This window comes from Saccharomonospora xinjiangensis XJ-54 (assembly GCF_000258175.1).
GTDB classification, from domain to species: domain Bacteria; phylum Actinomycetota; class Actinomycetes; order Mycobacteriales; family Pseudonocardiaceae; genus Saccharomonospora; species Saccharomonospora xinjiangensis.
Genome location: NZ_JH636049.1, coordinates 1,448,982 through 1,472,938, shown reverse-complemented (window position 1 = coordinate 1,472,938; position 23,957 = coordinate 1,448,982). Strand labels below are relative to the sequence as shown.

The 23,957-nt window shown below is 69.8% G+C and carries 21 protein-coding genes (1 of these 21 only partly in view); 15 read left to right on the top strand and 6 right to left on the bottom strand.

Annotated elements, in window-relative coordinates:
• Window positions 1-1,050 precede the first annotated feature (1,050 nt).
• The 11 genes from SACXIDRAFT_RS06180 to SACXIDRAFT_RS06130 all read left to right on the top strand — a co-directional run bounded on the left by SACXIDRAFT_RS06180 (window position 1,051) and on the right by SACXIDRAFT_RS06130 (window position 12,241).
• Window positions 1,051-1,314: a hypothetical protein gene (locus SACXIDRAFT_RS06180; protein ID WP_006237649.1), complete on the top strand. Its 264-nt coding sequence runs from the start codon at window positions 1,051-1,053 to the stop codon at window positions 1,312-1,314.
• A 15-nt stretch (window positions 1,315-1,329) separates the two neighbouring features.
• A complete protein-coding gene (locus tag SACXIDRAFT_RS06175; protein ID WP_006237648.1) occupies window positions 1,330-1,806 on the top strand; it encodes a hypothetical protein in 477 nt (158 codons plus the stop codon).
• Between the two features lie 3 nt (window positions 1,807-1,809).
• The gene (locus SACXIDRAFT_RS06170) at window positions 1,810-4,734 is read left to right on the top strand and encodes an ATP-binding protein (protein ID WP_006237647.1); all 2,925 of its coding nucleotides are present in this window, start codon (window positions 1,810-1,812) and stop codon (window positions 4,732-4,734) included.
• Window positions 4,731-6,782 carry a hypothetical protein gene (locus SACXIDRAFT_RS06165; protein ID WP_006237645.1) on the top strand — a complete coding sequence of 684 codons (2,052 nt, stop codon included), beginning with the start codon at window positions 4,731-4,733 and terminating at the stop codon, window positions 6,780-6,782. Before SACXIDRAFT_RS06170 ends, SACXIDRAFT_RS06165 begins: the two co-directional genes overlap by 4 nt.
• A 20-nt stretch (window positions 6,783-6,802) precedes the next feature.
• Entirely contained in the window at window positions 6,803-7,426 is a 624-nt protein-coding gene (locus SACXIDRAFT_RS06160) for a hypothetical protein (RefSeq protein ID WP_006237644.1), read from the top strand.
• A gap of 16 nt (window positions 7,427-7,442) precedes the next feature.
• Window positions 7,443-8,432, top strand: a complete 990-nt coding sequence (locus SACXIDRAFT_RS06155) for a C40 family peptidase (protein WP_006237643.1) — start codon at window positions 7,443-7,445, stop codon at window positions 8,430-8,432.
• Between the two features lie 9 nt (window positions 8,433-8,441).
• Entirely contained in the window at window positions 8,442-9,347 is a 906-nt protein-coding gene (locus tag SACXIDRAFT_RS06150; protein ID WP_006237642.1) for a hypothetical protein, read from the top strand.
• A gap of 24 nt (window positions 9,348-9,371) precedes the next feature.
• Window positions 9,372-9,593: a hypothetical protein gene (locus SACXIDRAFT_RS06145; RefSeq protein ID WP_006237640.1), complete on the top strand. Its 222-nt coding sequence runs from the start codon at window positions 9,372-9,374 to the stop codon at window positions 9,591-9,593.
• Between the two features lie 62 nt (window positions 9,594-9,655).
• Entirely contained in the window at window positions 9,656-11,074 is a 1,419-nt protein-coding gene (locus SACXIDRAFT_RS06140) for an RNB domain-containing ribonuclease (RefSeq protein WP_083840064.1), read from the top strand.
• Window positions 11,061-11,468, top strand: coding sequence for a DUF4326 domain-containing protein (locus tag SACXIDRAFT_RS06135; protein ID WP_006237638.1), 408 nt, complete (start codon window positions 11,061-11,063; stop codon window positions 11,466-11,468). The genes SACXIDRAFT_RS06140 and SACXIDRAFT_RS06135 overlap by 14 nt, the downstream gene beginning before the upstream one ends.
• Window positions 11,465-12,241: a helical backbone metal receptor gene (locus SACXIDRAFT_RS06130; protein WP_006237637.1), complete on the top strand. Its 777-nt coding sequence runs from the start codon at window positions 11,465-11,467 to the stop codon at window positions 12,239-12,241. Before SACXIDRAFT_RS06135 ends, SACXIDRAFT_RS06130 begins: the two co-directional genes overlap by 4 nt.
• A 22-nt stretch (window positions 12,242-12,263) precedes the next feature.
• Here the strand turns inward: SACXIDRAFT_RS06130 and pip are convergent, their stop codons facing one another.
• Window positions 12,264-13,244, bottom strand: a complete 981-nt coding sequence (pip, locus tag SACXIDRAFT_RS06125; RefSeq protein WP_006237635.1) for a prolyl aminopeptidase — start codon at window positions 13,242-13,244, stop codon at window positions 12,264-12,266.
• A gap of 140 nt (window positions 13,245-13,384) precedes the next feature.
• Window positions 13,385-14,302: a 3-methyl-2-oxobutanoate hydroxymethyltransferase gene (panB, locus tag SACXIDRAFT_RS06120; protein WP_006237634.1), complete on the bottom strand. Its 918-nt coding sequence runs from the start codon at window positions 14,300-14,302 to the stop codon at window positions 13,385-13,387.
• A 189-nt stretch (window positions 14,303-14,491) separates the two neighbouring features.
• On the opposite strand from panB, the gene SACXIDRAFT_RS06115 reads away from it, so the two are divergent.
• Together SACXIDRAFT_RS06115 and SACXIDRAFT_RS06110 are read left to right on the top strand one after the other, a co-directional pair.
• The gene (locus SACXIDRAFT_RS06115) at window positions 14,492-15,202 is read left to right on the top strand and encodes a DUF998 domain-containing protein (RefSeq protein ID WP_006237633.1); all 711 of its coding nucleotides are present in this window, start codon (window positions 14,492-14,494) and stop codon (window positions 15,200-15,202) included.
• Entirely contained in the window at window positions 15,190-15,759 is a 570-nt protein-coding gene (locus SACXIDRAFT_RS06110) for a DinB family protein (protein ID WP_006237632.1), read from the top strand. The genes SACXIDRAFT_RS06115 and SACXIDRAFT_RS06110 overlap by 13 nt, the downstream gene beginning before the upstream one ends.
• Here the strand turns inward: SACXIDRAFT_RS06110 and SACXIDRAFT_RS06105 are convergent.
• From SACXIDRAFT_RS06105 to secA2, 3 genes are read right to left on the bottom strand one after another with little or no spacing between them, the layout of a single operon-like run.
• Window positions 15,756-16,322 (bottom strand): methylated-DNA--[protein]-cysteine S-methyltransferase, encoded by a 567-nt coding sequence (locus SACXIDRAFT_RS06105; protein WP_006237631.1) that lies wholly within the window; start codon window positions 16,320-16,322, stop codon window positions 15,756-15,758. The genes SACXIDRAFT_RS06110 and SACXIDRAFT_RS06105 overlap by 4 nt on opposite strands.
• Window positions 16,319-18,046 carry an NAD+ synthase gene (locus tag SACXIDRAFT_RS06100; protein WP_040922067.1) on the bottom strand — a complete coding sequence of 576 codons (1,728 nt, stop codon included), beginning with the start codon at window positions 18,044-18,046 and terminating at the stop codon, window positions 16,319-16,321. The genes SACXIDRAFT_RS06105 and SACXIDRAFT_RS06100 overlap by 4 nt, the downstream gene beginning before the upstream one ends.
• 22 nt (window positions 18,047-18,068) lie before the next feature.
• Entirely contained in the window at window positions 18,069-20,393 is a 2,325-nt protein-coding gene (secA2, locus tag SACXIDRAFT_RS06095; protein ID WP_006237629.1) for an accessory Sec system translocase SecA2, read from the bottom strand.
• Window positions 20,394-20,481: 88 nt separating this feature from the next.
• Between secA2 and SACXIDRAFT_RS06090 the strand changes: the two genes are divergently transcribed.
• Window positions 20,482-22,056, top strand: coding sequence for an alpha/beta hydrolase (locus SACXIDRAFT_RS06090; protein WP_006237628.1), 1,575 nt, complete (start codon window positions 20,482-20,484; stop codon window positions 22,054-22,056).
• Window positions 22,057-22,066: 10 nt separating this feature from the next.
• Here the strand turns inward: SACXIDRAFT_RS06090 and SACXIDRAFT_RS06085 are convergent, their stop codons facing one another.
• Window positions 22,067-22,786: an LppX_LprAFG lipoprotein gene (locus tag SACXIDRAFT_RS06085; protein WP_006237627.1), complete on the bottom strand. Its 720-nt coding sequence runs from the start codon at window positions 22,784-22,786 to the stop codon at window positions 22,067-22,069.
• Window positions 22,787-22,933: 147 nt separating this feature from the next.
• On the opposite strand from SACXIDRAFT_RS06085, the gene glnA reads away from it, so the two are divergent.
• Window positions 22,934-23,957: the 5' portion of a type I glutamate--ammonia ligase gene (gene glnA, locus SACXIDRAFT_RS06080; RefSeq protein WP_006237626.1), read on the top strand. The gene runs 320 nt beyond the window's last position; only the first 1,024 of its 1,344 coding nucleotides appear in the window; it begins with the start codon at window positions 22,934-22,936; its stop codon lies off the right edge, out of view.

Below are 23,957 nucleotides of genomic sequence, written 5' to 3'. Positions count from 1 at the left end.
AGGCTTTGAGCCGCCTTTGGGGTTTGAGCCGCCTTTGGGGATAGTTTGTTACTCCCCTCAACGGAGGACTCAAAGTCGTCGTCGGGGTTTATCGGCGAACGGCGCGGAATCGACTGGTCAGCGCATTTCAGCGGACGCCCTTGCCGGAGACAACGATCCGTTCGCGATGAGGTATGTGGCCGATTGCTGTCGTCGGAGGCCGATCCCGCGCGGGTACGCCGAGTTCGGTGATCCGGGCGCGCCAGGGAATCACGGCTGTGACATCGCCGAACGGGCGGTCATCGCAGATCACCCCGGTTTCTGTCCTCGCTGCCGGATGCCGCGCGGAACGACATCGGCACCCTGCTGATCGTCCGGAGTCGTGCGACAGAAAACCGTGACCGCTGACTCGATCGCCCCGCTCGGGGGCGCGGTCCGGACGAAGCGCGATTTCCCAGCGAGGCGGAGGCGGGCCAAGCGCGCACCGTTTGCGAGCCGCCACGACTGATCGTCGGCGGCACCGCCTGGCGCGTATTCGAAAAACCCGTCCGCGGGCCTGCCGCGCCGCGCCCGGCTGGGAAATCTCGAACGGGCGAAGTATCACGGCACGTGACCGGACTGGGGGGCCACCCGGCCGGTCCACAGCGCGATGTCACCCACTTGCCCGATCTCCGGCGTCCCCCTGACATGGGTTGGGACCACTGTCCGATCTCCGTTCCGCGACCCCCTCGGGGCATGGTTCACTGTCTTAGCGGTCACTGACCGAGGGAGCTCTGGCACACACTGTGAAGGGACGTCAACGCGCATGAGTGAGTTCGGGCACGCGGTGGGACACCCGCGCGGAACTCGCGCGGATCGTCACGACGACACCCACGGACAGGGGGACGTGCTCGTCCCGGTGTGTGAGACCACGCGGGGAGGCCGAGTGGAGAGCCTGCGGCGCAGGGCCAGACCTTTGACCGCCACCGGTCATCACGCCATGATGTTGGATGAACACGGCACGTGCCGGACAGCCGGTGCTGCGCACATCCGTGCGTGGCTCCACACACCCCGGGCACTCGGGAGCATGCGATGACCACGATGACGCTTGTGACACTCGCACAGGCCGAGCTCGACACGGACAACGTCCAGGGCTGGATCCTGGACAACATCATCCCGCTTGTGCTGCTCGCCGTCGCGCTGCTCTTGCTGTGGCTCGGTGGCGGCAAGGGCGACAACGCGGGTGTGATGCGCAGGCTGGCCGGTGTGGTCATCGCGCTGGCGATCGTCGGCCTCGCCGTGAGCGGGCTCGGTGTCGATGTCGGCCAATGGCTGGCCAGTCTGTTCACGAGCTGACGTAGGGCACGCGCGGTGCGCATTCGAACTGACGACGAGATCTACCGCGTCGATGCCGTCTGGCTCGGTCCGCCGAAAGCGACGTTCCCGTGGCGGGCGCGCTACGTCGCGTGGGGCGTGGGGATCCCGGTGTTCCTCGTCGTGCTCGGTGTCGAGCGGCAGGTCGGCATCGGTTTCGACTTCTTCTCGACGGCGTGGGCGCTGGTCATCACCATCGCGCTCACGCGCATCATCACCTCGAAGATCAGCCACGAACGTCCGCTCGGTGCGGTGTTCACGATGTGGTGGCGCGAACTCCACGCCCCCCGTGAACGCCGGACTCCGACAGGGGGTGCCGCGAGTGCGAGCAAGATCAGGGTGAACCGTGAGCGGCCGAGACCGCGTGCTTCACGCCGGAGAACCCGGCGTGGGGCGGCACAACCACCGGCCCCGTATCCGCCAGACAGCCCAGCACGAGCGCGCCGTCGCCCGCCGGCGGCGGTCGGGAGGTAGTCGTTGTTCGGTCGCGGCAGTAGCCGGAAAGCACAGTACCCGGCATCAGCACAGAAGGCAGGCAGCGGCCGTAGCGGCAGGAGACTGCCCGGCGAGGCGGCCGTTCCCACTTACACGCCGTCGATCGCCGCTCGCTCCATCGACGGGCACCTGCTCCGCACGGGACACGAAGTCTATGCGTGGTACCGGCTCGCGCCGCAGCGGTGGTCGTTCCGGTCGGATTCGCAGCGGCGTGACCTGATCGCCGCGATCGCCGGTCAGTACGCGGAATTGCAGGGCCGCTGGCTGCACCTGAGGGTCACCACGCGGCCGTATCCCATCAGGATGTGGGCCGAGGCGCACGTGCACAACGCGCACAACCGCCCCTCCGATGTTCCCGGTGCGTTGTCGTTCGACGACTACCTCGTCGGCGAGCAGCAGCAGCTGATGGGCCGGTCGATGGCGGAGAAGGAGGTCTATCTCGGGGTTCAGGTCCAGACCCGCAGAGTCGTCGATCGCGCCGTGGAACGCGCGGCACCGTTGCTGCGGAAGATCCTGCCCGAGGCCGTCGATGCCGAACTGGCGGCGCTGGACTCCGAGGTCGAGCACCTCGACCAGGTGATCGGAGCGCCCGGTCTCGAAGGGCGTCCCGTGCAGGCCGAGGAGATGTCCTGGCTGATGCACCGTTCGTGCTCGCTGGGGCTGCCAGCGCCGAGGAACCTGCCTGCGGTGCCGGGCGCGGCGTGGGAGCCGGAGGACCTCGCGAGTTTCACCGACGCCGCCGACTTCCACTGCGACCCGTACGCGCCGACCGTGACGGTGCGCGGTCGCACCGGCTCCAACGCCGGTGTCGCTCGCCACGTCGCCGTGCTCACCGTCGGCCAGATGCACGGGCTCGCGATCCCCGAGGTCGATGATCCATGGGTGCAGCACGCCGACCGGTTGCCGTCGGCGGTGGAGTGGTCCGCGCGCATCTACGTGCGAAGGCCCGAGGAGGTCGCAGGCGAGCTGCAACGCCAGATGAACAAGGTGCGTTCGCAGGTCAAGCACTACACCGACGAACACGATCTGGAGCCACCGCAGTCGCTGGCAAGGCAGGCGTCGCGGGTGCTGGAGATCGACGACGAGATGACCTCGGGTTTCACGGCGCTGGCCACGCGGGTTCGCTCGTGGTGGCGGCTCGCCGTGTCGGGGCCGACGGAGCGCGACGCCCTCCGTCTCGCGCAGCAGCTGCTCGACCTCTACAAGCCCAAGGTCGCCATCGAGCACCCCGAGGCGCAGTACGCGCTCGCGCGGGAGTTCATCCCCGGTGAACCGTTGTCGTCCGGCGCCTACCTTCGCCGGGGTTCGGTGGTGTGGGCCGCGTCGGCCGTGCCCACCGCGACGGCGGAGGTGGGTGACCGGCGGGGCATCCTGCTCGGCGAGACGTGCACGGCCACGCGAAGGCCGGTGGCGTGGGACCCGTGGATGGCACAGGAGATCCGCGACGGCTCCGGTCTGACGGCGATGGTCGCCGGTCTCGGTGGTGGCAAGTCGTTCCTCGGTGGCGGCATCGTCTACAAGACACTGCGATCCGGCGCCCACTGGACGATCCTCGACCCGTCCGGTCCGCTGTCGGCGCTCTGCGAACTGCCGGAGATCCGGCCGTACGCGCGGCCCATCAACCTGCTCAACGCCCAGCCGGGCATCCTCAACCCGTATCGGGTGGTGGCGGAACCGCAGCTCGAACACTTCCTGGACGAGGAGGATCCCGAGCGGGCCTGGCGGCGTGAGCGCGCGCTCGCGGGCGCCACTCGCAGGCGGCTGGTGCTCGACGTGCTCAGCGGTGTTCTGCCGTACGAGGTGGCGCGGATGCCGCAGACGCGCATCGTGCTGCTCCGCGCCGTGCGCAGGGTGGGAGGACGCTACGACGCCGATCCTGGTCAGGTGATCGACGCGCTGCGGCGGGACTCCAGCGAGCACCACGAGCACGCCGTCGTGGTGGCCGACTTCCTCGACGAGCTACGCGAGCGCATGTCGCTGCTCATCCCGGAAGCCGACGCCGACCCGTACTCCAACACCCGCGACGACCGGCTCACCGTCCTGACGATGGCGGGGCTGACACTGCCGAAGGAGGGTGTGGGCCGCGAGCACTGGACCGACGCCGAGGCGCTGGGTGTGGAGATGCTCAACCTCGCGGCGTGGCTCACCCAGCGCTCGGTCTACGAGAAGCCGAAAGAAGAACGCAAGGGCGTCTGGATCGACGAGGCGTTCTTCCTGTCGGAGGTCCCCACGGGTCGGGTACTGATGAACCGGTTCGCGCGTGACTCCCGCAAGTGGAATGTGCGTGTGCTGCTGTCGTCGCAGATCCCCGCCGACTTCCTGAAGATCCAGGGTTTCGTGGCGCTGCTCGACTCGGTATTCGTCGGGCGGCTCGACGACGACGACACCCAGGCCGACGCGTTGCGCCTGCTCAAGGTTCCCGTCGGCGTCGGCTATGAGCACGTGGTGGCCGCGCTGGGACGAAGGCCGGGGTCACGCCGTGATGTCGAACGGGACACCGACCCGAGGCAGTTCATCTTCGCCGACGGCGCTGGCGGCGTCGAGCGCATCAGGGTGGACTTCTCCGGCCCGCACCTCGAACACCTGCGGGCGGCGCTCGACACCACACCCGGATCGGCTCGCGACAGCGGCAACAAGGGTTCCCGCCCCGTGGGTGGCGACAACCACGGCGATCGGCGTGAGGAGGCCGTGCGGGTGCCCGAACCACCGGAACCGGATCTGGAGGAGGAACTCGAACGCGCGGCCGAGCTGGAGGTCGGCCTCACCGAGGAGGACGTGCTGAACGGCACAGCTGGAACCGAAGGGGCGAAGCGCCCCGGTGCCGCGGGTGAGGACGGGGAAAAGCGTTCTGAGAGCAGGGAACGCGCTGCTGCCGGCAAGGGCGGCACCGGCAGGGACGCGGCATGAACACGATCATGACGTTGGTGGCCGTCGCATGCTGCGCGTGGGCGTGGCGGGCGGTGCGGGCTCGCCGTCGTGGCGGCCCGATCCGGCGCAGGGGGCCCGCGCTGGCGATGGTGGTCGCGGTGCTGGGGCTCCAGTTGACGCTCACCGCGCCCGCGTCGGCGCAGGACGGGTGCGAGGTGCCGAACCCGGAACGGCCGGGTGCGGGAATGGTGGGTGCCATCGACCCGCCAGCCGCGAACGGGGAGGCGGGCAGTGCCTACCTCGACTACGGCTACGCGGGCATGGTGTGGCACGTCTACGACTGCGACAACGGCGCGCTGAGCCTCGGCTCACCCGAGTCCACCATCGACACGTGGGCGGGCAACCAGCTCTTCAACATCGCCAAGAACATCGTGGGCGCCACGAACTCGCTGCATTACACGGTGTTGGAGGGCGGGCTGCTCAACCCCATCTACAACGCCGTCTCCGACGGAGCGAAGGCCGTCTACGACAACGTCTACACCCAGCTTTTCGGACTGTTCGCGCTGGTGCTGGCGATCCTGCTGTTCCGCAACATCTGGCGGGGCGATCTCTCGACCGTCAGCAAACGCGCGCTGTTCGCGCTCGGCGGGGTGTGGCTTGCCGCGTCGTCGATGGCTCTGCTGCGGTACTACGACGACATCGACCGCGCCATCGTGCAGACCACGACCAACATCCAGGCCGGGTTCGTTGACGAGACCGAGGATCGCGTCGTGCGGCACATCCTGCCGACGGACCTGCACAACGAGGTGGTCTACGACAACTGGCTGCGCGGGGAGTTCGGTGCTCCCGACTCGCCGCAGGCCGACGAGTTCGGCAGGAAGCTGCTCGACGCGCAGGCCTTCACGTGGGAGGAGATGCGGGCAGGCGACGACGCCGACGAGGCGTTGATCGAGGAGAAGAAGTCGGCCTTCAGGGAGATCGCGGGCCAGCTCGGCCCCGCGTCGGGCTACTTCACCGGCGAGGACGGCAGCCGCACCGGCGTCGGGTTCCTCGCCTTCCTGCAAAGCCTGTGCTACGCGCTGTTCCAGCTCTTCGCGAAGGCCGCTGTGCTGCTCGCGCAGATCCTGGTCCGCCTTTTCACCCTGACGGCGCCGTTGATCGGGCTCGTCGCCATCCTGCACCACGACATCCTGCGCAGGGTCGGCAAGGTCGTCGGCACGGTAGCGTTCAACCTGCTCGTGCTGTCGGTGCTCGCAGGCGTGCAGGCGCTGCTGCTGCGCGCGATCTTCACGGCCGGCAGTGCGTTGTCGATGTTGACGCAGATGGTGGTCGCAGGGCTGGTCACGGTGTTGCTGTTCATGGTGGGCAAGCCGGGACGGCGGTTGTGGCAGATGGTGGAGATGTCCGTCGGCATGGTCGGTGCCGCCGTGCCGAGCCCCAAGGGCGGGATCTTCTCGCGGTTCCGCAGGGGCGGTCAGGGGCCGAGCCCTCAGGACGAGTTCTGGAAGACCGTCGCGGAGGAGGACGCCGCGGAGGGCGGTTCGAACACGCGGGGAGCGACCGGTGTGCTGGCCGGTGGGCGCAACCGTCCCGAAGCCACGATCGTGGCCACAGCCGAACGTCTCGACACCCGCGCCGGAAGCGGCGCGCACCCGGCCACACTGTGGTCTCCGGGCGGGGCGCGGGCCGCGCTGCCGCCCGCTGGGGGCGACTCGGCCGGGGTGTTCGGGCAGCATCCGCCGAGCCGGTCGCCGGGCGACTATCTCGGCAGGCGAGAGCAGACGGCGGTCTCCGGCGGCAGCCGCAGGGTCGATACCGCGCCGGTGAGCGATCCCGGGTGGGACCGGTTGGACGACGTCGATCCGGTCGTGGTGCCGTCGCGGCTGTCCTCGGTCGCCGACCCCGTCATGGCCGCACCCTCGACCTCCCCCGGCGTGCCGAACAGCCCGGCTACTGCGGCCGTACCACAGCCGCGCAGGGTGGAGCACGAACTGGTGGCAGGCAAACCGGTCTTCGTGCTGTACCGGCCGTCGCGAGGGCTCGAAGTCCGTGACGACGGTCGTGACACCGACCGCGTGGTCAGGTAAGGGGCCGGGGGGAGCACGGCATGCCGATTCGCACGAACCGGGGCAGGGCCGCGGTGTATCGCCGCCTGTGGGGCTGGCCGATGCGCTCGCCGACACACCTTGTCGGCACCGTCGTCTTTCTCGTCGCGCTCATGGTGGCGGCCGGAATCCTCGTGCCGAGGCTGGTGGGTGACACCGGGACGGCATCGGTGCCGTCCGGTGCGGCGGGATCGGCACGGGAGGGCACCACCGGCACCACGGGTGTCGGCGCGGAGCCGACTCTCGACCGCGAGACGCTGCCCACCCGGTTGTCCGAACCACTCGCCACACCCACGCCGGTGGAACCCGCGCCGGAGGCGCTGCGCGTGGCGAAGCAGTGGGCGACGGCGTGGGTGTCCGCACCCGACAGCGGGGCGGACGGAGCCGGGGACGCGTGGTTGGAGAGCCTTCGCCCTCACACCACAGAGGAATTCCTGCCACAACTGAGCACAGTGGACCCCGGCAACGTCGAGGCCACCACGGTCGTCGGGGAGCCGAAGGCCCGCGAGTCGTACCCGAAGTCGGTGAAGGCCGAGATCACCACAGACGGGCCGGCTCTGCTCGTCACCGTGATCGAGACCGGCGACGGGTGGAAGGTGTCCGGCTACACCGAGGCAACCGGGTGAGGGGGGTGACTGTGCCGTGCGTGCCGGACTGCTGATCGGATTCGTCGCCGCCGCGGCCACCACGGTGTTCGTGGCTGCCGGTGCGGTGATGGTGCTGGACAGCCAGCGGCAACAGGCCGCAGCCACCCCGCTGAGCTGCAACGCCGCCCTCGGCCCAACCCAGCCGGGTCAGCAGGGCAGGGGTGGGACCGACGCTGCGAACCTGACCGACGAGCAACTGGGCACGGTGTCGCTCATCATCTCGATCGGCAAGGAACGCGAACTGTCACCGAGGGCATGGCAGATCGCCATCCAGGCAGGCATGACCGAGTCGGGTCTGCGTAACGTCAACTACGGCGACCGCGACTCGCTCGGCATCTTCCAGATGCGGCCCTCGATGGGCTGGGGTTCGCCCGCTCAGGTCACGGACCCGAGATACGCGGTGAACAAGTTCTACGACGTGCTGGAGGCTCTGCCCGACTGGGAGGGTATGCGACCGGGGGACGCGGCTCAGGCCGTGGAACGTTCGGCGTTTCCCGACCGCTACCACCAATGGGAGCCCATGGCGGCGTATCTCGTCGAGACGATGGGGGAGGTGCCGGACGCCACGGGCTGCGGCACCGGCCTCGGGGCCGCGCTGCCGCCCAACGAAGAGGCGGCCGAGGCCATCGAATTCGCGCTGGACGAGCGCGGAGACCCCTACGTGTGGGGAGCGACCGGCCCCGACTCGTACGACTGCTCCGGACTGATGTTGCGGGCCTACGAGTCGGCGGGGATCTCGTTGCCGCGCGTGTCGCGCGACCAGTACAAGGCGGGCGCGATGCTGCCGGTGGAGCAGGCTCAGCCGGGTGATCTGGTGTTCTGGGCCTACGACTCGGCGGACCCGTCCACCATTCACCACGTCGCCATGTACCTGGGTGACGGAAAGATCGTGGAGGCACAGCAGTCGGGGGTGCCCGTGCACACGCGGGACTTCTCGTTCGACGAGGCCGGTCTGGTGCCGCAGGCCGTGCGGCCGGGGGTGTGAGGAGACAGCGTGGGCAAGAAGTGGGGCAAGCGGCGTAAGTCGAAGAGCCCGGTGGTGGTGCCGCAGGCGTTCGACGCCGCGTTCGGGATCTCCGCACAAGGCAGGCAGGTGAACCAGCCGCCCGGCCGGGCTCCCGCGTCGAGTACGCCGCTGGCCGATCGGTTGTCCGTGGAGGCGCCGGGGATCACGGACGACTACGTGGTGCTGCCACGGTCTCTCGCCGAGAACATGCCGCTGCCCTGGCAGCAGCAGATGGCGGCGTTGCTGGCGCAGTTCCACGAGACCCATCGGTCCCTGTCGTGGCCCGCCTACCGCGTCGTGCCGTCGCGGCCGGAGCGGCTGGTGGATCTGGACGAGGAGCAGCTCGCCGAAGCGGGTTACCTCGTGGAACTCGACACGGACGGCGAGATGGTCTATCGCGACCGTTCAGGGCGGCGCGTGGACGAACCCGCGAACACCGTGGTCCTGGTGCCCTGCCTCGACCCGATCGTGCGCGAACCCGGGGGTGCCGACGACCGGGGGGAACGCGGGGCAGGCAAGCCGGGTGCGGCGCCCATGAACATCGGTCCGCAACCGGTGTGGCGCACCACCCCCGCACCGGCGACGACACCGGCGGTGCCGCCGCTTCCTCCACCGCCCACCGCACCGTCACTCGCGCCACCCCCCGTCGCGGTGCCCGAGCCGGTGCCGATGCCGGAGACGCCAGGACCGCCCCCGGCATCGCCGGAGCGCGGTCCGGACGATCGAGACTGGTTCGACGATCTGGAAGACGAGACCACCGCCTCGCGCGGCGGGCACGACGACCGGCAGAGCGAGCCACCGCCCGAGGTGAAGGCGAGTGCGAGCGAGGCACAGCCGGAGTTCGGCCCGACAGGCGATGAGCCCACGGAGATCCCTTACCGCTACCGCCGCTGAGTCGTCCGTGCCACGCTGACAGGTATGGCACCCAAACGTAAGGACTCGAATCCGCCTGAGGGCTGGTGGTACAACACGCGCACGGGCGAGGTCGAGCACGGCGAGCTGTCGCGTGCCATCGACCTCATGGGGCCGTATCCCGACGAGGCCACAGCGCGCCGCGCACTCGAGATCGCCAGGGAGCGCACGAAACGCGCCGACGAGGCAGAGGCTGAGTGGGAGGGCGAGGACCTCGGCGAGCGGTGAGTGGGCACGCGGCTGATCCGATGACCGGGCACGGCCTGGCGCCACCGGGTTAGGGTCGAGGAGTGGCTCTGGTGGCGCACGGCCAGGGCGCCGGCGACTTCGCCTCGCTGCGCGCCGAGTTCGCGCTGCCGGAGTCCTTCTCTCCCGGCGCCCTCGCCGAGGCCGAAGCCGTGGCGAGCGACCCCGCGCCCGGCTGTCACCCTCGCGAGGACGCCACCGGACTGCCGCTGGTGACCGTCGATCCGCCGGGGTCCAAGGACCTCGACCAGGCCATGCTGCTGGAGCGGCGGGGCAGGTCCGGCTTCCGCGTGCATTACGCGATCGCCGACGTCGCCGCGTTCGTCTCACCGGGCGGGGCGCTGGACGCCGAGGCCAGAGGTCGCGGTCAGACGCTGTATCTGCCGGACGGCAACGTGGAACTGCACCCGGCGATCCTGTCCGAGCACGCGGCGAGCCTGCTGCCCGGCGTGGTGCGGCCCTCGGTGTTGTGGACCCTCGACGTGGACGCCGACGGCGAGCCCTTCGCCGTGCGGGTACGCCGCGCCTGGGTCCGTTCGCAGGAGCGGCTCGACTACGACACGGTGGCCACGGCGCTGCGGGACGGCACACCTCATCCTTCCGTCGCGCTGCTTCCCGAACTGGGCAGGTTGCGGCGTGAGCTGGCGATGCTGCGGGGCGCGCTGGAGCCACAGGTGCCCGAGCAACGCATCAGCACGGGGCCGCAGGGCGGCTGGGCGCTGGTGCGAAGGCCGAGACACGACGTCGAGGAGTGGAACGCCGAGATCTCCCTGCTCACGGGGATGGCCGCGGCGGAACTGATGATCGAGGCAGGGATCGGTGTGCTGCGCACGGTGCCCGAGGCAGGAGACGACGCGGTGGACTGGCTGCGCCGGTCGGCCCGTGCGCTCGGCGTGCCGTGGCCCGACACGGCAGGCGTGGCGGAGGTGCTGTCGGGGCTCGATCCGGCCGAGCCGTCGTCGCTGGCGTTGCACGCGGGCACGGTGCGGTTGCTCAGGGGAGCGGGGTACACGGCCTTCGACGGCGAGGTTCCGGACTGTGTCGGTCATGCGGGCATCGGCGGCCCTTACGCGCATGTGACCGCGCCGATCCGGCGGCTGGTGGATCGCTTCGCCACCGAGGTGTGTCTCGCGGTCACAGCGGGGGACGAGGTGCCGGAGTGGGTGCGCCGTGCCCTTCCCGAGCTGCCGAGGCTGATGGGTCTTTCCGACGCGAGGGCGTCGCAGGTCGAGCGGGCCTGCCTCGACCAGGTCGGGGCGTGGGTGCTCGCCGACCACGTCGGCACGACGTTCGACGGGGTCGTGCTGCGGTCGGGCTCGTCGGGTACGGCGGAGGTGTTCGTCGAGAACCCGCCTGTGCTGGCGCGCTGCGCCGGCGTGACGGCGCAGGAGGGCACCGAGGTCACGGTGCGGCTCACCGAGGTCGATGTCGCCAACCGGAGGGTGTGTTTTGAGCAAGCGTGACGAGAACGGCGAGAAGCAGCGGGACCAGGGCTGGACCGACGACGAGAAGGCGCTGAGGGACCAGGTACTGGCCGGGTACAGCGTCGTCGTGAACGTCCGAAAGTCGGGGCCGCACAAGCGGCTCGTGCCGTGGCTGGCCGAGCGTGACCTCATCACCTACGTCGGACACGGAAGTAACCGGCATTCGTGGCCGGAGTCCGACTTCGCCAACCCCTTCGTGAAGGAGGCGGGCAAGGACCGCAGGGCGATGGTCCGGCACTACCGCGAATACCTTCGCGAGCAGCCCGAACTGCTGCGCCGCCTGCGTGGCGGCGAACTGAACGGGCGGGCGCTGGGCTGCTGGTGCACCCCGGAGCCCTGCCATGCCGACGTTCTGCTGGAGTACACGACGTGAAGGACGATCTGGGCGACGACGTCGCCTTGCCCCGGCCTCCGCGCAGGGTCGTGTCACTGGTGCCGTCGTTGACGGAGGCGGTGGCGGTGACCGTGCCGGGGATTCTGGTGGGGGCCACCGACTACTGCACGCATCCCGCCGACCTCGACGTCGTCAGGGTGGGCGGATCGAAGTACCCGAAGGTCGATGCGATGCTGGACTGCGCGCCGGATCTGGTGGTGGGCAACGCGGAGGAGAACCGGCCGGAGGACGTGCGCCGCCTGCGTGAGGCCGGTATCGCCGTGTGGGTCACCGAGGCGCCCGCGACCGTGCCCATGGCGCTGGAGTCGCTGCGCACGCTGTTCACGCACGCCTTCGACGTCGAGGTGCCCGCGTGGCTCACCAAGGCCGACCGCGCTTTCCGTGACCCGGCTCCCGTGCGCACCCGCGCCGTCGTGCCGGTCTGGCGCAAGCCCTGGGTGGTGCTCGGTAGGGACACCTTCGGCGGTGATGTGTTGCGTCGCCTCGGCGTCCACAACGTCTACGCCGATCACGCCGACCGCTATCCGCGGCCTGACGTCGCGGAGTTGAGGGCCCGCTTCGCCGACGGCGAGGCCGACCTGCTCGTGCTGCCCGACGAGCCGTACGTCTTCACCGACGACGACGGCCCGGACCACTTTCCCGGCATCCCCTACGTGCTGGTGTCGGGGCGGCGGCTCACGTGGTACGGCCCCTCACTGGCCGACGCCAGGGGAGAACTCGACGCCGCGCTCTCGCGGGTGCGGACGCGGTGACGGCCCCGTCAGCGGTGCCGGTTCAGCGGTTCACCGCGAAGGTGTCGGTCGCGCGCCGAAGAGCAGCGAGCACGCCGGGGTCGGTGACCGCGTGCCCCGCGCCCTCGACCACGGTCAACGTCGAGCCGGGCCACGCGCGATGCAGGTCGAAGGCCGTGACGGGCGGGCACACCACGTCGTAGCGGCCCTGCACGATGTGGCCGGGAATCCCCGCGAGCCGGTCGGCGTCGCGCAACAGCTGCCCTTCGTCGAGCCACGCGCCGTGAGTGAAGTAGTGCAGGGCGATCCGGGCGAAGGCGACGGCGAACGGCGGGGCGCTGTAGCCGGAGAGGAAGTGCGACTGCGGTGTGATCGACACGATCGCGCCTTCCCACGCGCTCCACGCGACGGCCGCACGCAGGGCTGTGTCGGGGTCCGCGCTCGCGACGAGGTCTGCGTAGGCGGCGAGGAGATCGTCCCGCGCCGACGGCGGCACGAGCTCGACGTAGCGTTGCCACGCCTCGGGGAAGAGGTGGCCCGCACCGCCGTTGTAGAGCCAGTCGAGTTCCGGCTTCCTCGCGGTGAACACCCCGCGCAGCACCAGTTCGCTGACGCGCCGGGGATGGGTCTCGGCGTAGGCGAGCGCGAGCGTGGCACCCCACGAGCCGCCGAACACGAGCCAGCTCCCGATGCCGAGATGCTCGCGTAGCACCTCCATGTCGGCCACGAGGTGCCAGGTCGTGTTCACTGAGAGATCGACGTCGTCGTCGCCGACGTGCGGGGTGCTCCGGCCGCAGCCACGCTGATCGAACTGCACGATCCGGTACACGGCGGGGTCGAAATGCCTGCGGGAGAGCGGGCTGCTCCCGCCGCCGGGACCACCATGCAGCACGACGGCGGGCTTGCCGTCCGGCCTGCCACTGGCCTCCCAGTACACCCGCTGCCCTTCGCCGACGTCCAGCATGCCGCTGGCGTGTGGCGTGATCGGCGGGTAGAGCTCCGGCTCCGGCACGACCTGCGACACCGCTGACCTCCCGTACGAGAACGACCCCGCGCCGACAGGCGTCACCCTGCGGCGCGGGGTCGTTCTTAGCAGGTCCGCCGCGACGCCGGTGACGGTGACGTCGGTGGTGGCGGTGGTGGTGGTCGGCGGTGCCGGTGAGGTCAGTGGAAGGTGTGCTCGGGCGTGGGGAACGACCGGCCGCGCACCTCGTCGGCGAACGTCCGCGCCGCCGTGGTCAGCGCACCGGCGAGATCGGCGTACTGCTTGACGAAACGCGGGACGCGTCCGGTGCGCAGCCCCGCCATGTCCTGCCACACGAGCACCTGCGCGTCGCAGTCCGGTCCCGCACCGATGCCCACCGTGGGAATGGTCAGCTCGTGGGTGATCTGCTTGGCGACCTCGGCGGGCACCATTTCCATGACCACCGCGAACGCACCCGCGTCCTGCAACGCCAGCGCGTCCGCGATCAGAGCGTCACCGGCGGCTCCGCGCCCCTGGACGCGATAGCCACCGAGGCTGTGCTCGCTCTGCGGGGTGAAACCGATGTGCCCCATCACGGGCACCCCGGCCGAGGTCACGGCCTCGACATGCGGTGCGAACCGGCGGCCGCCCTCCAGCTTGACGGCGTGGGCCCTGCCCTCCTTCATGAACCGCACCGACGTGGCCACCGCCTGTTCCGGCGAGACCTGGTACGAGCCGAACGGCAGATCGGCCACCACGAGCGGCTTCGTCACCGACCTGGTGACCGCCCTGACGAGGAACAGCATCTCCTCGACCGTGACGGGCAGGGAGGACTCGTATGCGTACACCGTGTTGGCCGCCGAGTCGCCGACCAGCAACACCGGAATGCCCGCGTCCTCGAAGAGGCGGGCCGTGTAGGTGTCGTAGGCGGTGAGCATCGGCCACGGCTCGCCGCGTTCCTTCAGCTCCTGAAGGTGGTGGATGCGAACCCGCTTGCGCAGCGGCGCCTGCTCGGGCGGCTGCCCGTAGGGCGCCGTCGTCTCGCTGTCCTGGGTGTGTGCACTGTCCGTGCTCGCCGATGAGGCTTCCGCACGAGAGCGTGGTGTGTCGGGTGACATCGCTGTCGCACCGTCCTTCCCTCGAGGCCACTCTGGGTCCCCGGGTCGTGGATCGTTGGTACTTTCCAGCGTCCCACCGGAGGAAAACCCCGCCCAACCCCGCTGCGACGGAGTTCACACGCGGGAAAGGGAGGCCAGGAGTGACCGTTCGGCTACCACGGTGGCCTGATGCGTGGTAAGTAACTCGCCATGCCGTCGGTTCCGCACCGTGCCGAGCCACCGTTGGGGGCGGTCCGCCGGTTCACAGCGGGGTTGCTGTTCCTCGGCGCCGTGGCGCACAGCGGTTTCCTCGCCGAGGCGTTCCTCGACACCGCGCTGTCGCCGTGGCACAACTTTCCCGCGCGGCTCGCCTCGGCGGGGCAGCCCTACAGCGACGTGTTCCGGTACGCGGACTGTGTCGCCGGTGCCGCCTTCGTGCTGGCCGGCCCCTCGCTGTTCCGGATCGCGCCCGTGCACTGGCAGGGAAGGCTCACCGTGACCGTGCTGTCCGCGTACGGCGTCGTTCTTCTGCTGAGGGCCGCGTTCCCCCCTGAGTGTCTCCCCGACGGCGCGGGGAGATGCGTTTCTCACGGCGGGGCGAGTGATCTGCTGGTGTTGCTGGCCGGTGTGCAGCATGTCGTGGGGCCGCTCATCGTGGGAGCCTGGTGGCGTGGAAGGTGGAAGCGCATCACCCTCGCACTGTTCGTGGTCCAGTTCGCCCTGTGGGCAGTGCTCGTGGGCGCGAGCTGGTTGCTCGACGGCCGTTTCGTAGGCGTGGCCGCGCGGCTGCAGGTGGTCGGGGCTTCGGTGTTGTTCGGGGCAGGTGCCGTCTACATCCTCCGCATGGGGCGCCGTGCGGAGGATGTGCGGAGGCCAGCCGAGGCATCGTCGAGGGAAGGGGCCACCTCGTGCCCGGGTTGATCGGGCCGGTCGCCGACGAACGCGAGGGACTGCTCGACTACCTCGCCCAGCAACGCTACGTGGTGTGTCTCGCCGCGTACGGGTTGACCGACCGGCAGATCCGGCAGACACCGACGGTCAGCTCGCTGTGCGTCGGCGGAATCCTGAAGCACGTCTGCCGCACGGAGCGGACCTGGATCGACCTGGTGTGCGGTCTCGGGCTGACCGATCCCGGCGACGATCTGCGGCTCGCTCCCGGCGAGACCCTCGCCGACCTCATCACCGAGTACGAGCGGGTGGCCACGCGCACCGAGGAGGTCGTCATGGGTATCGACGACCTCGGGCAGCCCGTTCCGGTTCCCCGTGGGGTTCCATGGTTTCCCGACGACGTGGAAGCGTGGTCGGTGCGCTGGGTCCTGCTGCATCTGATCGAGGAGACCGCCCGGCACGCCGGGCACGCCGACATCATCAGGGAGTCGCTCGACGGAGCCACGGCGTTCCCGCTCATGGCGGCGGCGGAGGGCTGGCCCGCGACGCCGTGGCTGACGCCGTGGCGTCCGCCGGGGCCGCGGTACTAGAGGTCGAACAGCGCGGGCTGATCGCCGTGAGCCCGTTCGATGGCGAGTAGCCGCTGTTTGGTGGACACCCCACCGGGGCCGGAGAACCCGCCGATGGCGCCGCCCGCCGCCAGCACGCGGTGGCACGGGACGATGGGCGCGAACGGGTTGGCACCGAGCGCGCGGCCCACAGCCCGCGCGGCACCCGGCTCCCCGATGTGCGTGGCGACGTCCCCGTAGGTCACCGTGTGCCCGACGGGAATCGTGCGGACGAACTCGTACACGCTCCGCTGGAAGGCCGGCACGGAGGCCAGGTCGAGCGGCACCTCGGAGAGGTCAACGGCGTCGCCGCGCAACAGCGAGACGACTCCGTCGATGACGTGCCGCAACGAGTCCGGCACCGTGTTTTTGGTGCCTTCCCTGCCGTCGGGCACGGCTGCGGCGAGGCGAGAACGCACCGCGTCCGCGTCGGCCTCGGGCAGCAGGCTGCGCACCACGGTGCCGGCCCGCCATGCGATGCCGCCGTGTCCGAGGGGCGTGCCGAACACTGCGAAGCCGGATATGCCCGCTGTCCCCGAGCTCATGATCGGTGGACCTCCCGCCACCTGTTGGTCATGGGAAGCCTTCGGTCGCGGCCGAACGCCTTGAACGTGATCTTCGTGCCGGGCGGGTACTGCCGCCGCTTGTACTCGGCGCTGTCCACCATCCGCACCACCCTATCGATGACCTCGGCCTCGAACCCCGCCGCGAGCAGGTCGGCGAACCCCCGGTCGCCCTCGACGTAGTCGTCGAGGATGTCGTCGAGCAGTGCGTAGTCGGGCAGCGAGTCGGTGTCGAGCTGGCCGGGCCGCAACTCGGCCGAAGGGGGTTTGGAGATCGAGTTGGGCGGAATCGGCGGGGTCTCGCCGCGCTTCTCCGCCTCCGCGTTGCGCCAGCGGGCCAGCTCCCATACGTAGGTCTTGAACACGTCCTTGATGGGCGCGAACCCGCCGACCGCGTCGCCGTAGATGGTGGAGTAGCCGACGGCGAGTTCGGTTTTGTTGCCCGTCGCGAGCACGAGGTGGCCCTCGAGGTTCGACAGCGCCATCAGCAGCATGCCGCGGACCCGCGCCTGGATGTTCTCCTCGGCGAGGCCCGTCAGGTTCAACTGATCGACGTAGGTGGCGACCATGTCCTGCACCGGTTCGACGCGGAAGTGGCAGCCGAGACGCTCGGCGAGGTCGGCGGCGTCGGCGCGCGAGTGCTCCGAGGAGTACTTCGACGGCATCGACACCCCGTGGACCGCGTCGGCGCCCAGCGCGTCGGCGGCCAGCGCCGCCGTGACCGCGGAGTCGATGCCCCCGGAGAAGCCGAGGATCACCGAGCGGAAGCCGTTCTTGCGCGCGTAGTCGCGAAGGCCGACGACCAGGGCCGACCACACCTCCGCCTCCTCGGGCAGCGGTTCGGCGACCACGGGCCGGTACGCGGGCGGATACTCGTCGAGCGGGGTGTCGGTGAGCACGCGCCGACGCACCCGGAAACCCTCGGCCACGTCACCGGCGTCCTCCCGCCTGCGCCGCGGCAGGTCGAGATCGACCACGAGCAGTTGCTCGACGAACTGGGGCGCGCGAGCCAGCAACGTCCCGTCCTCGGCCACCACGATCGAATCACCGTCGAACACCAGATCGTCCTGCCCTCCGACCTGATTGGTGTACACGATCGGGGCCTTGGCCTCGGCCGCCCGCCGCGCCACGAGAGGCAACCGCACGTCGTCCTTCGACCGCTCGTACGGCGAGGCGTTGGGCGACAGCACGAGATCGACACCGTACGCGCCGAGCGCGGTCACGGGGCCGCCGTCCTGCCACAGGTCCTCGCACACCACCATGCCGAGATCGACACCGTGCAGCCGCACAACGGCGAGTTCGTGACCCGGTTTGAAGTACCGGCGCTCGTCGAACACGCCGTAGTTGGGCAGGTGGTGCTTGTACTGCCTCGCCACGACCTCGCCCCGGTACAGGACGGCGGCGGCGTTACGAGGGCCCTCCTCATCGGCGTCGAGATACCCCACGACGACCAGGACGTCGCCACAGCCCGCGTCCGCCACCGCGTGGGCCAGTTCACCGACGGCCGCCTTCGAAGCCTCGGCGAACGCGCCCCGCAACGCGAGGTCCTCCACCGGGTAGCCGGTCAAGGTCATCTCGGGGAAGACCACGACGTGAGCGCCCTCCGCCGAAGCCAGCCGGGTGTTCTCGACGACGAGTGCGGCATTGCCGTCCAGGTCGCCGACACAGGTGTTCACCTGGGCGAGAGCGATGCGCAGTTGTGGCATGCCCCCATTCTTGCCCACGTGCTCAGGACCGTTTCTTGCGAAGCATGCTTCGTACCTTCTTGAGTGCCTGCTCGGCGTCGGAGCCGAACGGGTTGTCCTGCACCAGGTAGGTCCAGGTGGAGGTCGGTCTCTTGACACCGGCTCCTGCGAGGTCGGCATCCTCGCCGGTGATCTCGGCCTCCAGCAGTGTTTTGGCGGAGCGCTTCGCCAGCTCGTCCTTGATCCTGCGGAACGCCGGGACAGCGGTCCGGTGGAACTCGTCCAGCGGGGTCTCCTTCGCGAGCGCCCTCAGATGGATGGTCTCCCGCACCTCGGTGAGGAACGCCAGATGGTCGGCCCACAGCTGGTCGAGATGGAACAGCACGATCTCGCGGCACACCCGCCGCAGCGACTCCTCACCGAGCGAGTCCTCCAGTTCGTCGCAGCGCCCGGGTTCCGCTTCCCTCAGCAGGGTCGTCGCCGTCTCCGTCCGCAGCACCTCGTCGCGGTACCGCAGCAGTTCGGACCGCTGGTGCTCGATGAGGCGCGTGTAACGCCAGGTGTTGCGGTGGATCTCCAGATCGACACCTTCGGCGACGCGTTGCGCGTGGTTGATCTGCCGGTGAGCCGCCGCGTCGGTGATCTCGCCGGTGTCCTCGTCGCTCGGGATGCCCTCGGGGACGTCGGGCGCGTGGGCGAGGACCAGCTCGTCAGCGAGGCTCGCGAAGAACACCGAACTGCCGGGGTCTCCCTGCCTCCCCGCCCTTCCACGCAACTGGTCGTCGAGCCTGCTGCTCGGATACCGCGCGGTGCCGATGACGTGGAGGCCGCCGAGTTCGGCCACCCGCTCGGCGTCGGCGCCGTCGGCGCCACCGAGCTTGATGTCCGTGCCCCTTCCCGCCATCTGCGTGGACACCGTGATCGCCCCGTGGGCCCCGGCCTGCGCGATGACGGCGGCTTCCTCGGCATCGTTGCGCGCGTTGAGGACGACGCACGAAAGGCCGGCCTTGCGCAGTTTCTCAGCCAGTTCCTCCGACTCGGCGACGTCCTGAGTGCCGACGAGGATCGGCCTTCCCGTCTCGTGCACCGTCCGGATCTCCTCCACGATGGCGCGCAGCTTGCGCGTCGGCGTCGTGTAGACGCGGTGCGGGAGGTCCTCACGGATGGTGGGCGTGTTCGGCGGGATGACGGCGACTTCCAGCTCGTAGAACTCCCGGAGTTGCTCGGCGACCGCCACCGCGGTTCCGGTCATTCCCGCCACCTGCGGATAACGCGCGATCAACGCCTGCACCGTGATGGAGTCGAGGATCTCCCCGTGGTCGGACGGCGGGAGCTGCTCCTTCGCCTCCACCGCCGCCTGCAGGCCGTCGGGCCAGCGCTGCAATTCGGCGACCCTGCCCCGCGAGGCGTTGATGAGGTGCACCTTGCCGTCGCGCACCAGGTAATCGACGTCTCTGGTCAACAGCGCGTGCGCGTGCAGCGCCGCGTTCACGGCCGCGAGCCGATCGGCGCCCGTGTCGCCGTAGAGGTCGATGCCGCCGAGCGCCTTCTCCACGACGGACGCGCCCGTCGTGGTGAGCCAGGCGTTGCGGCCGTCGGCGTCGGTCTCGTAGTGCAACCCCAGCCTCAGCCGCCGGACGATCTTCGCGACCTCCTCGTCGGCGACACCGGCGTCAACGGAACCCGCCATCACCAGCGGAACCCTCGCCTCGTCCACGAGCACCGAATCGGCCTCGTCAACGACGGCCACCTCGGGTTCCGGCTGCGTGAGCTCGCCGACGGACGTCACCAGCCGGTCGCGAAGGACGTCGAACCCGATCTCGCTGACCGCTCCGTAGCACACCTCGCGGTGGTAGGCGTCCCGGCGGGCCTCTCTGGTCAGCGCGGGCTCGACCCAGCCGACGGACACCCCGAGCAGGTCGTACACCGGGCGCATCCACTCGGCGTCGCGGCGCGCGAGGTAGTCGTTGACGGAGATGACGTGTACGCGCTTGCCCGCGAGTGCGTAGCCCGCCGCGGCGAGCGCGCCCGACAGCGTCTTGCCCTCGCCGGTGGCCATCTGCACGACGTGGCCCGTGAGCAGGGCCATCGTGCCGACCAGCTGCACGTCGAACGCGCGTTCCCCGAGCGCCCGCCGCGCCGCCTCCCTGCCCAGCGCGCACACCTCGACCAGCAAGTCGTCGTCCAGCTCACCGGCTTCGCGGACCTTCGCCGCCCGCTCGGTGAGCTCGGCGTCGGACAGCTTCTCCAGTTCGGGCTCCACCTCATCGATGCGCGGCAGGAGCGCCTCGTACCGCGTCAGGTCCGCACTCGCGGGCCGGGACAGCATGCGTCTCAACGTCTTCCCGACCCGGCTCAACAACGCCACCTGCGCTTCTCCCATCTACTAGCCCGCGCCCCGACCAACGTAGCCGCCGGCGTGCCGTGTTCCCAGCGGTAATGGCACGATCGCAGGCGTGCGCACGACGAAACGCTACCTGCCGGTGGCCGCCGCCTTCCTCCTTCTCTCGTCGCTGACCGCCTGTTCGGACTCGGGCGACGACGGGCCGACGGTGCCTGCCGGGCCGGTTCCGGAGGGGCTTGAGAAGTTCTACGCGCAACAACTGGAGTGGGGGGAGTGCGCGCCGTTCGCCACGAACGCGATGGCGAAGCAGGCGTTCTCCGGTGACGGCCTCGAGTGCGCGAGGCTCACCGTCCCGCTGTCGTACGCCGAGCCGCAGGGCACCACGATCACCGTCGGGTTGCTGCGCAGGCAGGCGAGCGACCCCGGCAGCAGGATCGGCTCGCTCGTGCTGAACCCGGGAGGTCCAGGGGGCTCGGGCATGACCGCCGCGGCCCAGCTGTCGAGCGCCGTCGGCGGCACCGAGCTGGGCGAGCGTTTCGACTTCGTCGGCTTCGACCCGCGCGGAATCGGGGCCAGCGAGCCCGCCGTCGATTGCCTCACCGACGCGGAGATGGACGCCGATCGCGCCGATCTCACGGCGTACGACGGCATCGACGACGTCGCCGACGCGGAGAAGGAGGCCGAGGATTTCGCGGCCAAGTGTGTCGAGCGCACGCGACACGGCAAGAAGATGCTGGCCAACCTCGGTACCCGCGATGTGGTGCGTGACATGGACGTGCTGCGTTCCGCGCTCGGCGACGAGAAGCTGACCTACCTCGGCTACTCCTACGGCACGCGCATCGGCTACACGTACGCGGAGACGTTTCCCCGCAACGTCAGGGCGCTGCTGCTCGACGGGGCGGTGGACCCTGAGCAGGACATGGTGGAGGCGCTGGTTGCGCAGGCGGAGGGCTTCGGCGGCACCTTCGGCGAGTTCGTGAAGTGGTGTGCGGGCCGAGCTGACTGCGCTCTGGGCAGGGACCCCAGCGCCGCCGTGGCGACCTACCAGGACCTCGTGCGGCCGCTGCTCGACGAGCCGGTGGCGTTGCCCGACGGCCGGGTCCTTTCCTACGAGGACGCCACGACCGGCACCGTGGCCGCGCTGTACAGCAGGCAGGTGTGGCCGACCCTCAACCAGGGGCTCGCCGCTCTCGGCAAAGGTGACGGCGCGGTCATGATGGCGCTGGCCGACATGTACTACGAGCGCGGTCCGGACGGGAAGTACGCCTCGACGCACGAGGGCCTCGTGGCGATCCGCTGTGTGGACGACCCTCCGGTCACCGACAGGGAACGCATCGAGGCCGCGCAGGCCGAGTACGTCGAGAAGGCCGAGTTCCTCGACCCCGGTCTTCCCCCGTCGGCAGCACGGGATGCCTGCGCGTTCTGGCCGGTCGAGCACACGTCCGAACCGCACCTGCCCGAAGTCGAGGGCGTTCCTCCCACGCTGGTGGTGTCCACGACGAACGACCCGGCGACGCCGTACCAGGCAGGCGTCAACCTCGCCAAGGCGATGGACGGCAGGCTCCTGACCTTCGAGGGCGCGCAGCACACCGCGTTCCTCTCGGCAGGCAGCGACTGCGTTGACAAGGCGGGTGTGGCCTACCTCGTCGATGGCACCCTGCCACCTGAGGGCACCCGCTGCGCGTGAGCGCGAAGAGTCACCGGCGGCCTGCTGAGGGGTCGCTCGGCCTCACTTCGACGGCATTGTGCCTGGTCAGTGCGAGTTCCAGCTGTGTGGCGCCCTCGTTCTTCTTCCTCGGAGGCACCTGAACCCAGACCCGCATGAGCCGGTGGCTGCCGTCCGCGATCCAGAACTTGACGTCCACGTCGTCATGGACACCGGGCAGCAGGGCCGACACGACCTCGTGCCGGAGCTCGCCGCCGATCCGGTAGGTCTCGATGTCGTCGAGCTCTTCACGCGTCTCCGTGGTCAGGTTCGTCGCCTCGGCGAGCAGCTGCCGGATGCCGGTGGCGGGGTCGAGCAGCCTGGCTGGGGCGTAATCGGCGGGAACGGGGCGCCGCACCGTCGTTCCGTCCTGCTCGGTCAGCGACAGGGTGTTGCCTTCGACGACGAACGAATACCGGACGCGTTCGGTGAGAAGCTGGGCGTCGGCCTCGCCGGTCGCCGAGCCGTTGGGCCCCCTTCCCCGGTCGGCGACCCCCTCCACCTCCCGTACCTGGAGACCCGGAACCGCGCCGGTGAGCCGGAACTCGAAAGCCACGCTGGCCAGTTCCTCAAGAGCACCCTCGGCCGCGTTGACGAGCCCTTCCGCCCCGGGCAGCGGCCCGGAGTTGTCCGGATTGGCTGTGCACGCCGGCAACGAGGCAGACACGACGAGCGCGGCGACGAGGTTCAGCGCAAGGCGGCGAGGGAGCATGCGAGCTACCGTATCGGGAGTTTTCCGGCCGTCAGGCCACGGTGCGCATCACCCTCGCGGGCGGAAGTCCAGCGGGAACGTGGGAAGGGCGAGGCTTCAGAGCCTTCCCGAAACACCGCGTTAACACGGGCGGCATAGGGTCGCGGCATGGATCGCCAGCAGGAGTTCGTGCTGCGCACGCTGGAGGAACGCGACATCCGCTTCGTGCGCCTGTGGTTCACCGACGTCCTCGGTTTCCTGAAATCGGTGGCCGTCGCGCCCGCCGAACTCGAAGGCGCCTTCAGCGAGGGCATCGGCTTCGACGGCTCCGCCATCGAGGGCTTCGCCCGCGTGTACGAGTCCGACATGGTCGCCAAGCCCGACCCCGCGACATTCCAGGTGTTGCCGTGGGAGACCACGGACGGCGACAGGTACTCGGCGCGGATGTTCTGCGACATCGCGATGCCCGACGGCTCGCCGTCCTGGGCCGACCCACGCCACGTGCTGCGCCGCCAGCTCGCGAAGGCGAGCGAGGCGGGCTTCACCTGCTACGTGCACCCCGAGATCGAGTTCTTCCTCCTCGCGAACATGCCCGAGGACGGAACGGAGCCGGAACCCGCCGACAACGGCGGGTACTTCGACCAGGCCAGCCACGCCACGGCGACCCATTTCCGCAGGCACGCCATCGAGGCGCTGGAGGAGATGGGCATCTCCGTCGAGTTCTCCCACCACGAGGGCGCTCCTGGTCAGCAGGAGATCGACCTCAGGTACGCCGACGCGCTCACGATGGCCGACAACGTGATGACGTTCCGCTACGTCGTCAAGGAGGTGGCCCTGACCCAGGGCGTGCGGGCCACTTTCATGCCGAAACCGTTCAGCGACCAGCCGGGTTCGGGAATGCACACGCATATGTCGCTGTTCGAGGGCGACCGCAACGCCTTCTACAGCCCCGAAGACCCCTATGAGCTGTCGGAGACGGGCAAGGCGTTCGTCGCGGGCCTGCTGCACCACGCCAGGGAGATCTCTGCGGTCACGAACCAGTGGGTGAACTCCTACAAGCGCCTCATCCAGGGCGGCGAGGCGCCGACGACGGTGTCGTGGGGAAGGGCCAACCGCTCCGCCCTCGTGCGCGTGCCCATGTACTCGCCGGGCAAGGCGTCGTCCCGCAGGGTGGAGATCCGCACGCCCGACT